Source organism: Bradyrhizobium sp. AUGA SZCCT0158 (assembly GCF_018130065.1).
Taxonomy (GTDB): Bacteria; Pseudomonadota; Alphaproteobacteria; order Rhizobiales; family Xanthobacteraceae; genus Bradyrhizobium.
The window spans coordinates 251,647-264,204 of the sequence record NZ_JAFCME010000004.1; the positions used below are offsets into that span (position 1 = coordinate 251,647).

General features: G+C 61.0%; 17 protein-coding genes. 10 read left to right on the top strand and 7 right to left on the bottom strand.

The annotated features are described in order from the left end of the window. Position 1: 1 nt before the first annotated feature. Complete coding sequence (locus JQ574_RS07975; RefSeq protein ID WP_249119182.1) at positions 2-835, bottom strand: SDR family oxidoreductase; 834 nt, start codon at positions 833-835, stop codon at positions 2-4. A gap of 113 nt (positions 836-948) precedes the next feature. Here JQ574_RS07975 and JQ574_RS07980 point away from each other — a divergent pair, with 113 nt between their 5' ends. After that, positions 949-1,653 carry a glutathione S-transferase N-terminal domain-containing protein gene (locus tag JQ574_RS07980; RefSeq protein WP_212207937.1) on the top strand — a complete coding sequence of 235 codons (705 nt, stop codon included), beginning with the start codon at positions 949-951 and terminating at the stop codon, positions 1,651-1,653. Between the two features lie 77 nt (positions 1,654-1,730). Here the strand turns inward: JQ574_RS07980 and JQ574_RS07985 are convergent, their stop codons facing one another. Beyond that, a complete protein-coding gene (locus tag JQ574_RS07985) occupies positions 1,731-2,348 on the bottom strand; it encodes a TetR/AcrR family transcriptional regulator (protein ID WP_212207938.1) in 618 nt (205 codons plus the stop codon). A gap of 64 nt (positions 2,349-2,412) precedes the next feature. Between JQ574_RS07985 and JQ574_RS07990 the strand changes: the two genes are divergently transcribed. Then, positions 2,413-2,826 carry a VOC family protein gene (locus JQ574_RS07990; protein ID WP_212207939.1) on the top strand — a complete coding sequence of 138 codons (414 nt, stop codon included), beginning with the start codon at positions 2,413-2,415 and terminating at the stop codon, positions 2,824-2,826. 39 nt (positions 2,827-2,865) lie between these two features. Here JQ574_RS07990 and JQ574_RS07995 read toward each other — a convergent pair whose 3' ends face one another. Then, the gene (locus tag JQ574_RS07995) at positions 2,866-3,423 is read right to left on the bottom strand and encodes a disulfide bond formation protein B (protein WP_212207940.1); all 558 of its coding nucleotides are present in this window, start codon (positions 3,421-3,423) and stop codon (positions 2,866-2,868) included. Positions 3,424-3,431: 8 nt separating this feature from the next. Beyond that, on the bottom strand, positions 3,432-3,590 hold the full coding sequence (locus JQ574_RS08000; RefSeq protein WP_212207941.1) for a DUF5993 family protein: 159 nt from the start codon (positions 3,588-3,590) through the stop codon (positions 3,432-3,434). A 118-nt stretch (positions 3,591-3,708) separates the two neighbouring features. Here JQ574_RS08000 and JQ574_RS08005 point away from each other — a divergent pair, with 118 nt between their 5' ends. Continuing rightward, positions 3,709-4,077 (top strand): ArsC family reductase, encoded by a 369-nt coding sequence (locus JQ574_RS08005; protein ID WP_212207942.1) that lies wholly within the window; start codon positions 3,709-3,711, stop codon positions 4,075-4,077. 13 nt (positions 4,078-4,090) lie between these two features. Here JQ574_RS08005 and JQ574_RS08010 read toward each other — a convergent pair whose 3' ends face one another. Next, a complete protein-coding gene (locus JQ574_RS08010; protein WP_212207943.1) occupies positions 4,091-4,714 on the bottom strand; it encodes a PAS domain-containing protein in 624 nt (207 codons plus the stop codon). Between the two features lie 4 nt (positions 4,715-4,718). Further along, positions 4,719-5,321: a hypothetical protein gene (locus tag JQ574_RS08015; protein ID WP_212207944.1), complete on the bottom strand. Its 603-nt coding sequence runs from the start codon at positions 5,319-5,321 to the stop codon at positions 4,719-4,721. Between the two features lie 371 nt (positions 5,322-5,692). On the opposite strand from JQ574_RS08015, the gene JQ574_RS08020 reads away from it, so the two are divergent. From JQ574_RS08020 to JQ574_RS08050, 7 genes are all read left to right on the top strand, one after another. Beyond that, a complete protein-coding gene (locus JQ574_RS08020) occupies positions 5,693-6,448 on the top strand; it encodes an ABC transporter ATP-binding protein (protein WP_212207945.1) in 756 nt (251 codons plus the stop codon). Beyond that, positions 6,441-7,184 (top strand): ABC transporter ATP-binding protein, encoded by a 744-nt coding sequence (locus JQ574_RS08025; RefSeq protein ID WP_212207946.1) that lies wholly within the window; start codon positions 6,441-6,443, stop codon positions 7,182-7,184. The genes JQ574_RS08020 and JQ574_RS08025 overlap by 8 nt, the downstream gene beginning before the upstream one ends. 37 nt (positions 7,185-7,221) lie before the next feature. Continuing rightward, positions 7,222-8,439 carry an ABC transporter substrate-binding protein gene (locus JQ574_RS08030; protein WP_212207947.1) on the top strand — a complete coding sequence of 406 codons (1,218 nt, stop codon included), beginning with the start codon at positions 7,222-7,224 and terminating at the stop codon, positions 8,437-8,439. A 109-nt stretch (positions 8,440-8,548) separates the two neighbouring features. Then, positions 8,549-9,412 (top strand): branched-chain amino acid ABC transporter permease, encoded by an 864-nt coding sequence (locus tag JQ574_RS08035; protein ID WP_192739604.1) that lies wholly within the window; start codon positions 8,549-8,551, stop codon positions 9,410-9,412. 1 nt (position 9,413) lies between these two features. Continuing rightward, positions 9,414-10,382 carry a branched-chain amino acid ABC transporter permease gene (locus JQ574_RS08040; RefSeq protein ID WP_192739603.1) on the top strand — a complete coding sequence of 323 codons (969 nt, stop codon included), beginning with the start codon at positions 9,414-9,416 and terminating at the stop codon, positions 10,380-10,382. Positions 10,383-10,533: 151 nt separating this feature from the next. Beyond that, positions 10,534-11,178, top strand: coding sequence for a DUF47 domain-containing protein (locus tag JQ574_RS08045; protein WP_212207948.1), 645 nt, complete (start codon positions 10,534-10,536; stop codon positions 11,176-11,178). A gap of 14 nt (positions 11,179-11,192) precedes the next feature. Beyond that, complete coding sequence (locus JQ574_RS08050) at positions 11,193-12,197, top strand: inorganic phosphate transporter (RefSeq protein WP_212207949.1); 1,005 nt, start codon at positions 11,193-11,195, stop codon at positions 12,195-12,197. Positions 12,198-12,219: 22 nt separating this feature from the next. Here the strand turns inward: JQ574_RS08050 and sugE are convergent, their stop codons facing one another. Further along, positions 12,220-12,534 carry a quaternary ammonium compound efflux SMR transporter SugE gene (gene sugE / locus JQ574_RS08055; RefSeq protein ID WP_212207950.1) on the bottom strand — a complete coding sequence of 105 codons (315 nt, stop codon included), beginning with the start codon at positions 12,532-12,534 and terminating at the stop codon, positions 12,220-12,222. Between the last annotated feature and the right edge of the window lie 24 nt (positions 12,535-12,558).

A 12,558-nucleotide genomic window follows, 5' to 3' on the forward strand; every position in this document is an offset into this window, starting at 1 on the left:
GTCACTTGTCGCCGAAATAATCCGGCTTGCCCGTGGTCCAGGTCTCACCCCAGAGCTGACCGCCGCCGTCGACCGTCAGCGTTTCCCCGGTGACGAATTTGCCGGATGGGGCGGCGAGGTAGACGCTGGCTTCCGCGATGTCCCATGGCGATCCCGCGCGCATCATCGGGTTCGAACGCGGATAGGCGGCGCGGGCTTCCGGCGTGTAGACGTTCCAGCCCTCGGTTTCGATCGCGCCGGGCGCCACGCAATTGACGCGGATGTTCAGCGGCGCCCACTCGACCGCAACCGCGCGCGACAGCCCGATCACACCAGCTCGCGCTGCGACGGAATGCGCGATGCCGTAGAGCCCATGCGTGGTGACGACCACGATGTTGACGATGCTGCCGGGATGCTTGCGGTCTCGCCAGCGCTGGGCGGCGGCCTGCATCATGTACCAGGTGCCGTTCAGATTGGTGTTGATGACTGTGTTCCAGCCCTTCACCGAAAAATCGATCGCGGCTTGCGGAAATTGACCGCCGGCGCTGTTGACGAGAATATCGAGCCGGCCGTGGGCGGACCATACCGCGTCGAACATGGCGTTGACCGCGTCGGGCTCCCTGATGTCGGCGGTGTGGGCCGATGCTTTCAGGCCGCGTCCGGCCATTTCGGCGACCAGCACATCGAGCTTGCCCTGATCGCGCCCGACCACGGCGACATGCGCGCCGAGCCGCGCAAACAGCCAGGCAATCGCCCGCCCGATGCCGCCGGCGCCGCCGGACACCAGCACGACCTGGTTTTTCAGCGCATCGGCCGCGAACACGGTCGGGTGAACCGCGAGCTCCGCGTCGGTCATGCCGAGTTTCTCAGGTGTTGCATGATCCGTCATTGGCGATGCCGCCCCTTGTTATGCGTGGCAACGTTCGTACATTACCGCCGCAACAACAACCACGAAAAGAACGAGTTTCAATGTCCGATCTTTCCGCCTTCCCAATTACAAAACGTTGGCCAGCAAAACATCCCGACCGCCTTCAGCTCTATTCGCTCCCGACACCGAACGGCGTCAAAATCTCGATCATGCTAGAAGAGATCGGGCTGCCTTACGAAGTGCATCTCGTCGACTTTGGCAAGGACGACCAGAAGACGCCGGAATTCCTGTCGCTGAATCCGAATGGCAAGATACCCGCGATCCTCGATCCCGATGGACCCGGCGGCAAGCCGCTCGGCCTGTTCGAGTCCGGCGCGATCCTGCAATACCTCGCCGGGAAGACCGGCAAGCTGCTGCCGGTGGATGCCGCGCGACGCTGGCAGACCATTCAATGGGTGCATTTCCAGATGGGCGGGATCGGGCCGATGTTCGGCCAGGTCGGCTTCTTCCACAAATTCGCCGGCAAGGAGTTTCCCGACAAGCGGCCGCTCGAGCGTTATGTCGCGGAGTCCAAGCGCCTGCTCGACGTGCTCGAGACCCATCTGGGCGGCCGGCAGTGGGTGATGGACGATGAATATACCATTGCCGATATTTCGATGCTCGGCTGGGTGCGCAACCTGATCGGTTTCTATGGTGCGCGTGAACTCGTCGCGTTCGATAGTTTTAAACACGTGCCGGCATGGCTGGAGCGCGGCCTCGCGCGGCCTGCCGTGGAGCGCGGCCTGAATATTCCGAAGCGGCCGTAAGCAACTGGATGTTTCGCAACGCGCTTTCCAAAAGCGGGCGGTTAACATCGCTCAACAGCCTTCGAGTGAAATGCCTTTCACGCGGGCCGATGGCCGGTCAAAGTCAATCTCTCGGCGACAAGGCCATCCATCAGTTGCTTCAGCGCCATGTCGTAGTCGGAAAAGTTACCGCCTGCAGCGATGGCGATAGCCGCCCGGTCGAAGGCCGCAGATAGGATATTGGCCACGGCGACGAGCGAGATTTCAGGCGAGGGGCGCATCGCCGCTTCCAGACCATTCAACAAAGTTCGGCGGCCATGTTTGGCATCGATGGCATCCACGGTTTCGAAACCCAGAACGGCGGGCGCCTCGATTAGGATCAGACGAGTTCGTCCTTCCTTCTGCATCGCGCGCAAGTACGCTGAAGCGCCTGTATGGAGCATGTGTATCGGAGCGTCTGCAGGCGAAGCAGCGTCCTCGATCTCGGCGGCAACAGCGGCGGACTCAGCCTCGACCAGGGCGAGATAGAGTGCCCTTTTGTCCTCGAAATGATGGTAGAGCGCCCCCCGGGTCACTCCCGCTTGCGTGGCAATCTCGGGCGTTCCGGTGGACGCATATCCCTTTGCGATAAAAAGTGTTTTGGCCGCTTCAAGCACTCTCCCACGAGTGGTCGCGCTGCGGTCGACGTTGCTCCTGCGTCCTTTTATCACTTGCATACATGCAGCCTGTATGTTTCCGTTTGCATACAGATTGTATGTTTTTTAGCAGCGGAGAACAAGGATGCAGATCACGAGCTATTATCCGGTACTGATGGTCGACAATGTCGCCGCGACCTCGGCATTTTATCGAACCCACTTTGATTTCGAGCCGGCGTTCGAGGCGGACTGGTACGTCCATCTGCAATCGAAAGTGCAAGAGAACGTTGCCCTCGCGATCCTGGCAGGCGATCACGACACGATCCCCGCGAAAGCGCGCGGCTCTGCGCGCGGTGTTCTGATCAATTTTGAAGTTCAAGACGTCGACGAGGTCTATGGCAGGCTTCGTGCAGCTGGGCTGCCTATCCTGCTTCCGCTCCGCGATGAGCCCTTCGGTCAGCGGCACTTCATCACTGAAGATCCCAACGGCGTATTGATCGATGTGATCACGCCGATTCCACCATCAGCTGAGTACCTGGAGTCTTACGCCAAGAACTGATCCTGATGGCGGCGATTCTGCTTCAAGGTCGGCAAACCGCTACACTCCCCGTTTGAGCAATTCATATACAACCGGGTTATCGGCGCATGCCCCAAAGCCGCATTCCAAGAGCGTCGTCACCACGTTCGCCGCCGTCAGCGCGATCACGAGCCATACGGCGGCCTGCGCGAACAGGCCGCCGGTCGGCGGCAATGCACCGCCATCATCTTCGAACTGCCGGTCGAACAGCAGCACCGCCGCGAGCAGGACGATGGCGGCGATGAAGCCGATCAGGGCCCACGTGTAATAGTGATAGCCGAGCAAGGCCGAACCGTAGCCCGGGTCTCCCGGCATGATGTGCAGCAGCACCTGCCGCGTCGAGGCGACCGCGCCGGCAACCGCTGCCAATAGCGACAGCGCATAGTGGCTTGGGCGGGGCCCGAAGCGGATGTTCAGGATCGGGCCGATCGCCAGCATCGCGAACAGGATGCGTTGCAGCAGGCAGAGCGGGCAGGGCAGTTCGTGAAGCAGAAGCTGCGCCGCAAATGCCGCCGCCAGCACCAGCGCGACGGAGTAGAGGCTGAGCGCATTCAGGGTGATGGCGCGGGTCTGGGTCATGGGCGGCTTCAGAACGACAGTTTCAGCGTATCGGTCGCATGGTGCAGATAGGTCGCGACGCAGGCGATCATGGCGGCCGCGTACAGGCCGAGCGCAAGGGCGCGTGAACCGCGCCAGGCAACCAGCATGACGATGCTTGCTGCCAGAAACAAAAGGGTGAATTCCATGCGGGGCCTCACCTGCGGGTGACACGTCAGTCTATGATGGATTCGCTGATCTGCATTGTATAGAAACCTGCGGACGCCTCGCCAGCAGCGAATGGCGCCAAATCTGGAATGTGTTGAAATGCCCATCACCATCTACGGCATCAAGAACTGCGACACCATGAAGAAGGCCCGCACCTGGCTCGACGGCCACGGCGTCGCTTACGATTTTCACGACTACAAGATCGCTGGCATCGCCAAGGACAAGCTCAAGCAATGGTCCGATGAACTCGGTTGGGAAACCCTGCTCAACCGCGCCGGCACGACCTTCCGCAAGCTGCCGGATAGTGACAAAGAAGGGTTGAACGAGCGCAAGGCGCTGGCGCTGATGCTGGCGCAGCCGTCGATGATCAAGCGGCCCGTGCTCGATCTCGGCGGCAAATTGCTGGTCGGGTTCAAGCCGGATATTTACGCCAAGGAAGTGGCGTCGAAGGACAAGCGCAAGGCCTAGTCGAGTTAGAAGCCTAGCCCAGTTCGATGACGTCGTCGGACAGCTGCCGGCTTGCGGTGCTCGGCACGAAATCGCGATCGATGATCGCCCGGACCAGGATCACGGGCACGGCCTTCGGCTTGAGACCCATCAGATTCTTGATCTTGAAGCCGCCCTCGATACTGATGCTCTTGTAGGAGCCGACGATGTGTTCGACCCCATCGCCACGACCGAACGGCAGCAGCAGCCGCTCATAGGACACGTCCTTGTTGTCGGCGTCCTGGACCGTTGAAATCGAATAGGCCGGCCGCTTGTGCTTCAGGCAGGCGCGATAAAGGGCAACCACGCGGGCATATCGTTCCGGCCCGATCGCGTTGTCCAGATAGCGATTGGCCGGCTTAGCCGGCTCGAAGCGATCGCTGCCGTAGGTGGCGCTTAGTGTGGTGCCCGCCTGGGTGATCAGGAAGCGAGCGTCGTCGCCGTGGCCGACCACGTCAAGGGTCATCATGTCGGCCAGTTCGTTGCCGACGCGGTTGGGTTGGAAATCATCGATAAGGGGAAGCGGCCGGTGCCTGGTTGCGGCGCGCAGCCACGCGTTCAGGAGCTCGCGCTGCTTGATCGACCTCACGACCGATGGATCGGCACTTTCGAATTCCATTGCCCTAGCCGAATTCGAGCACGTCGCCGGACGGAATGCGGCCGGGCGCGCGATGGAAAAGGTCGCGGTCGATGATGGTACGAAGCTTGGGCACCGGCAGCTTGTCGCTTCCGCGCATCAGATTCCTGATCTCGAAACCGCCATCCTCGCTGATGGTCTTGAGCGATGCGATGATGTGGGTGACGTTGCCGCCGTCGGAGAACGGCAGCAGCAGCCGCTCATAGGCGACGATACGTCCGTAGACGTCATCGATATTGGCGATGGTGTAGGCGGGCAGGCGGCGGGCGATGCATTCGTAATAGACCGGCATCACGATCGGTGCGAGCCTTGCGCCAAGATACTCGTCCAGATAGCGGCCCTTGCCGGTATGGCCATAGGCGCTCGACATCCGCGTGCCGTCGCTCTGGATCGTGAGGCGGGGCAGCGGCGTACTGGTATCGACGTCCAAGAAGACGAGGTCGGGAAGTTCATCCTCCAGCCGTTCCGGCCGATACTGATCCACAGGCGGCAGCGAATGCTCGCGGGCAAAAAGCCGCAGCCAGGTGTTCAGCAAATCGCGCTGCTTGATCGATTTGACGATTGATGGGTCGGCGCTTGCGAAATCCACGGCCGCGATCCCTGCCTGACTAAATCGCGAGATGATCTGCTCCGGGCGGTAATATTCTATGAAAAGGCCCGATTGCAGCAAAACACCGTTAACGGCGGCTTTCCGGTGCGCGGGTATGGCGGGAAGACGCTCCGGCACCCTGCCATTCGCGCAGGCTATGCAATTCGACTAAGGGCGGATTTGGAACCGGCACTAATGCTTTGGCCTAGCCAAGCTTTCCGCCTTGCCTAATCCGTGCCGTTGACGGCATATTCCGCCCGGAGGCGGCAGGTCCGGGACGGTTTCCAAGGCGTCCGGGAGAGCCTGCCCGACAAGGGAAAAATTGGCCGCGCGCGAGGGGATTTCGCAGCGGGCTGATGGGGGAAGTTTGTTTGGCCGATGAGTTCATTCTCGAAACCCACGGATTGACCAAGGAATTCGCGGGTTTCTTCGCCGTTCGCGACGTTGCTCTCAAGGTGCGTCGCGGCAGTATTCATGCGTTGATCGGGCCGAACGGCGCCGGCAAGACGACGTGCTTCAACCTCTTGACCAAGTTTCTGAAGCCCTCGGCGGGCCAGATTCTGTACAAGGGGAAGGACATCACTGCGATGGCGCCGGCCGACGTGGCCCGCCTCGGGCTGGTGCGTTCGTTCCAGATTTCGGCGGTGTTTCCGCACCTCACGGCGCTGGAGAATGTTCGGGTCGCGTTGCAGCGCCAGCACGGCTCTTCATTCGATTTCTGGCGCTCCAAGAGCGTGCTCGATCGCTTCAACAATCGTGCCCATGAGCTGTTGAACGACGTCGGCCTGAGCGAATTCGCCACGACACCGGCGGTCGAGATGCCCTATGGGCGCAAGCGCGCGCTCGAAATCGCAACGACGCTGGCGCTCGATCCGGAGATGATGTTGCTCGACGAACCGATGGCCGGCATGGGCCACGAGGACATCGACAAGATCGCGGCGCTGATCAAGAGCATCTCGGCGAAACACACGATCCTAATGGTCGAACACAATCTCTCCGTGGTGGCGAACCTTTCCGATATCATCACGGTATTGACGCGCGGTCAGGTGCTGGCGGAAGGCAATTATGCCGATCTGTCCAAGGACGAGCGCGTCAAGGAAGCCTATCTGGGGGCCGGTCATGGCTGAGGTAAAGATGGCGGAAGCCCCTGCAAAGACGACCGGCGCTCCGGTTCTCTCGGTCCAGAACCTGGAGGCCTGGTATGGCGAATCACACATCCTTCACGGCATCAATTTCAATGTGAACGCCGGCGAGGTGGTGACGCTGCTCGGACGCAACGGCGCCGGCAAAACCACCACGTTGAAATCGGTGATGGGGATCATCGGCAAGCGCACCGGTTCGATCCGCTTCAACAATGAAGACATCACGCGCACCTCGTCCGACAAGATCGCGCGGATGGGCGTCGCCTTCTGCCCGGAGGAGCGCGGCATTTTCGCAAGCCTCGACGTGCGCGAAAACCTGCTGCTGCCGCCGATCGTGCGCCCGGGCGGCCTTTCGCTCGATCAGATCTTCGAGCTGTTTCCGAATCTGAAGGAACGGCTCAACAGCCAGGGCACCAAGCTTTCGGGCGGCGAGCAGCAGATGCTCGCGATCGCCAGAATCCTGCGTACCGGTGCGCGGTTCTTGATGCTGGACGAGCCGACCGAAGGTCTGGCACCGGTCATCATCCAGCAGATCGGGCACACCATCGCGCGGCTGAAGTCGGAAGGTTTTACCATCCTGCTGGTCGAGCAGAATTTCCGCTTCGCCGCGACGGTCGCGGATCGCTATTACATCGTCGAGCACGGCAAGGTCATCGACGGGTTCGCGAATTCGGAACTGCAGGCCAATATGGACAAGCTCCACACTTATCTTGGCGTCTGATCGGTATAGTTCGGCAAACAAAATTCAGGGAGAAAATATGAAACAGAAAATTTCGGCACTGCTTTTCGGCACCGCGCTGACACTCGCCGCGAGCGGCGCGTTGGCGCAGGACAAGAACATCAAGATCGGTGTCCTCACCGACAATTCCGGTCTTTATTCCGACCTCGGCGGCGCCGGCTCCACGCTCGCCGCCCAGATGGCGATCGAGGATTCCGGGCTTGCCGCCAAGGGCTGGAAGATCGATGTGATTTCGGCCGACCACCAGAACAAGCCCGACATCGCCACGACCATCGCGCGCCAATGGATCGACGTCGAGAAGGTCGACATCTTCATGGACGTGCTGAACTCCGGCGTTGCGCTGGCGGTCAACAATCTGGTGAAGGAAAAGAACGCCGTTATGATCAATACCGGGGCGGCGACGTCGGATCTCACCAACGCCCAGTGCTCGCCGAACACGATTCACTGGGTTTACGACACCTACATGCTGGCGAACAGCACCGGGCAGGCGCTGGTGAAGGCCGGTGGCGACACCTGGTACTTCCTGACCGCGGATTACGCGTTCGGCCACGCGCTGGAACGCGACACCGCTGCGGTCGTGACTAAATCGGGCGGCAAGGTTATCGGCACCGTCAGACATCCGCTGAATTCGTCGGACTTCTCCTCGTTCCTGCTGCAGGCGCAGGCTTCCAAAGCCAAGATCGTCGGCATGGCCAATGCCGGCGGCGACACCACCAACACCATCAAGCAGGCGTCGGAATTCGGCATCGTCTCTGGCGGCCAGAAGCTGGCTGGTCTCCTGCTGTTCATCACCGACGTTCACTCGCTCGGCCTGAAGGTGGCGCAGGGCCTGAGCTTCACGGAAACCTTCTATTGGGATCTGAACGACGACACCCGCGCGTTTTCCAAGCGCTTCTCCGAGCGCATGAAGAACAAGGCGATGCCGTCCATGGTGCAGGCCGGCGTCTATTCCGGTCTGATCCACTACTTCAAGACGCTCGACGCGATGGGCGGCAATCCGCATGACGGCATCAAGGTCGTTGAGAAAATGAAGGCGGCGCCGACCGAGGACCCGCTGTTCGGCAAGGGGACGATCCGCGCCGACGGTCGCAAGCTTCATCCGGCCTATCTGTTCGAGGTCAAGAAGCCGTCCGAATCCAAGGGACCGTGGGACTATTACAAGCTGATCGGGACCACCCCTGGCGACCAGGCCTTCCGGCCGCTTTCGGAAAGCGCCTGTCCGCTGGTAAAGAAGTAACGAAGATCGCCCGCCGGCACCGTGCCGGCGGGCTTCCGTTCGCGTCACCACGCGACACCTTCGCGTCACGACGCGAAATAACGTCACCACGAAATCGAGTGCGAAACCGATGCAAGCTCTCTACGCGCAGCTTTTGGTGGGACTGATCAACGGCTCGTTCTACGCGCTGCTCAGTCTCGGGCTGGCCGTCATCTTCGGCATGCTCAACATCATCAATTTCGCCCATGGCGCGCTCTATATGATGGGAGCGTTCTGCGCCTATTTCCTGCTCAACCTGGCGGGCATCGGATACTGGCCGGCGCTGATCATCGCGCCGATCGTGGTCGGCATCTTCGGCATGATCCTGGAACGGACGATGCTGCAGTGGCTTTCAGGCCTCGACCATCTCTACGGACTGTTGCTGACGTTCGGCATCGCGCTGATCGTGCAGGGCGTGTTCCAGAATTATTTCGGCTCCTCGGGCCTTCCCTATGCGATCCCCGATGAACTGAAGGGCGGGATGAACCTCGGCTTCATGTTCCTGCCGATCTACCGCGGCTGGGTAGTCGTGTTCTCGCTCATCGTTTGCCTTGCTACCTGGTACCTGATCGAAAAGACGCGGCTTGGCGCCAATCTGCGCGCCGCGACCGAAAATCCGACGCTGGTGCGCGCGTTCGGCATCAACGTGCCCAGGATGATCACGCTGACCTACGGGCTCGGCGTCGGTCTTGCGGCGCTGGCCGGCGTCCTGTCCGCCCCGATCAACCAGGTCCGGCCGCTGATGGGCGCCGACCTGATCATCGTCGTGTTCGCGGTGGTGGTGATCGGCGGCATGGGCTCCATCATGGGATCGATCATCACCGGCTTTTCGCTCGGCGTGATCGAAGGACTGACCAAATATTTCTATCCCGAAGCTTCAAACACCGTGGTTTTCGTCCTGATGGTGCTGGTGTTGCTGGTGAAGCCAACGGGTCTGACCGGACGGGCGGCCTGATATGAGCGCATTGACTGACGATACACTGCCGGTGTCACCGCGTGCCGTGCGCGACGAGATGATCGTATTCGTGCTGATGGCAGCGCTGCTGGCGATCGTGCCGCTGACCGGGATCTATCCGTTCTTCGTGATGCAGGCGCTGTGCTTTGCGCTGCTGGCCTGCGCGTTCAACCTCCTGATCGGCTATGGCGGGCTTTTGTCGTTCGGCCACGCGATGTTTCTGGGCACGGCCGGTTACTTCACCGCGCATGCGCTGAAGGTCTGGGGGCTGTCGCCGGAGCTTGGAATTCTGGTCGGCACCCTCGGTGCCGCCGGGCTCGGCGTCATTACCGGCGTCGTCGCTATTCGCCGTCAGGGCATCTACTTCTCGATGATCACGCTGGCGCTGTCGCAGCTGCTGTATTTCATCTACCTGCAGACGCCGTTCACCCATGGTGAGGACGGCATCCAGGGCATCCCGCAGGGCTATCTGTTCGGCATCTTCAATCTCGCCAAGCCGACGGTGCTGTATTACGTCATCCTCGTCGGGTTCCTTGGCGGTTTCCTCTTGATCTATCGCACCATCAACTCGCCGTTCGGCGAGGTTTTGAAGGCGATCCGCGAAAACGAACCGCGCGCGATCTCGCTGGGCTACAAGACCGATCACTACAAACTGCTGGCCTTCATCCTGTCCGGAACGATCGCCGGTTTCGCTGGCTCCCTAAAGGTGTTCGTGGCGCAGAACGCCTCGCTCACCGACGTGCACTGGACGATGTCGGGCGAAATCGTGCTGATGACGCTGGTCGGCGGTCTCGGAACCGTGTTCGGTCCCGTGGTCGGCGCATTCGTGATCATTGCCATGCAGCAATATCTGGCCGGTTTCGGCCAGTGGGTGACGGTGATCCAAGGCGTCATCTTCGTCGCCTGCGTGCTGACTTTCCGCCGCGGCGTGATCGGCGAGATCGCGCATTTCTTCCGTCGGTCGCTGTAAATTACCCGTTTGGGCGCATTTTAACGGCCTACAAAGCGGTGGATGACCACTATTCCGGGGTCCGTCGTCGCGCGCTTTGCCTGTGAATGGTCTATGACAGTTTTGTGACAGGCCGCCCCGGGCAGCCGTTCCAGAACGATGGATAAGACCGATGTTGCGCTGGTTTCGCTATTTCCTGCCCAAGGAAGAGCGGTTTTTCGACCTCTTTGCCCGTCACTCCCAGACCGTCGTGCAGGGGGCGCTGGCGCTGCAGGACATGCTGCGCGGCGGCGACGAGACGCCGGTGTTTTGCCAGCGCGTCAGTCAGTTCGAAAACGACGCCGACAACATCACCCGCGAGGTCCTGACCGCGGTCCGGCGCACCTTCATCACCCCGTTCGACCGCGGCGATATCAAAAACCTGATCACCTCGATGGACGATGCCATCGATCAGATGCAGCAGACCGCCAAGGCAGTGGTGTTGTTCGAGGTCCGAACTTTCGAGCCGCCGATGCGCGAGATCGGGACGCTGATTGTCGAGTGCGCCAATCTCGTCGGGCGCGCATTGCCGCTGATGCAGTCGATCGGCGACAACGTCGCGATGCTGACCGCGATCACCGAGGAGATCGGCAAGCTGGAGGGGCGCATCGACGACCTCCACGACATCGGGTTGAAAGAACTGTTTCTCAAGCATCGCGACGCCAACACCATGGATTTCATCGTGGGCGCCGAGATCTACAAGCATCTTGAAAAAGTGTCCGATCGTTTCGATGACGTCGCCAACGAGATCAATTCAATCGTGATCGAACAGGTATAGGGCAGGGACGCGCAGTGGACGCCTCGCTTGGTCTTCCGATTCTGATCTTCCTGATCGCGGTTGCGTTGCTGTTCGACTTTCTCAATGGGCTGCATGACGCCGCCAATTCGATCGCCACGATCGTGTCGACCCGAGTGCTGCGCCCGCAATATGCGGTGCTCTGGGCGGCTTTCTTCAATTTCATCGCCTTCCTCTTCTTCGGGCTGCACGTCGCCAATACGATCGGCAAGGGAATTATCGAACCTGATATCGTCGATGCCACCGTGATCTTCGCGGCGCTGGTCGGCGCCATCGCCTGGAACCTGATCACGTGGGGGCTCGGCATTCCATCGTCCAGCTCGCACGCGCTGATCGGCGGGCTGGTCGGCGCCGGCATGGCAAAGGCCGGGATTTCGGCCGCGGTCTGGAGCGGCCTGTCCAAGACGCTGCTGGCGATCGTGCTTTCGCCGCTGGTTGGCTTCCTGCTGGCGCTGGTGCTGGTTGCCATCGTGTCCTGGCTCTCGGTGCGCTCGACACCGTTCGCGGTCGATCGCGCATTCCGTATTCTGCAATTCGTATCGGCGTCGCTTTATTCGCTGGGCCACGGCGGCAACGATGCACAGAAGACCATGGGCATCATCGCGGTGCTGCTCTATTCGCAGGGCCACCTTGGCTCCGACTTTGCAATCCCGTTCTGGGTGGTGATCTCCTGCCAGGCGGCCATGGGGCTCGGCACCTTGATGGGGGGCTGGCGGATCGTCCGCACCATGGGCCTGCGGATCACCAAATTGACTCCGATGCAGGGCTTTTGCGCCGAAACCGGCGGGGCCGCGACTCTGTTCATGGCGACCTATCTCGGGGTTCCCGTCTCCACCACCCACACCATCACTGGCTCGATCGTCGGCGTCGGCGCAGCGCGCCGGGTCTCGGCGGTGCGCTGGAACGTGGCGAGTTCGATCCTCTACGCCTGGGTCATCACCATCCCGGCCTCGGGAATCGTGGCGGCACTGACCTATTGGGCGGTCGTGCTGCTGCGCTAGAGCGCATCGGAACGGGCTCTCGTCAGGTGACCAGCTTCAGGCCGACAATACCGGCAACGATCAACCCGATGCTGGCCAGGCGGGCTGCGGTCGCAGGTTCACCGAACAGGGCGATGCCAAGGATGGCCGTGCCCACGGCGCCGATTCCGGTCCAGACCGCATAGGCGGTTCCGATCGGCAGCGTCTTCAACGCCAGTCCAAGCAGCAGGATACTCGCGGCCATGGCCGCCAGCGTCAGGACCGACGGCACCAGCCGCGTAAAGCCTTCGGTGTATTTGAGGCCGATTGCCCAGCCGATTTCGAGGAGACCCGCGGTGAACAACACAGCCCAAGCCATGACAAACCCTCCAGATAGAGCAGG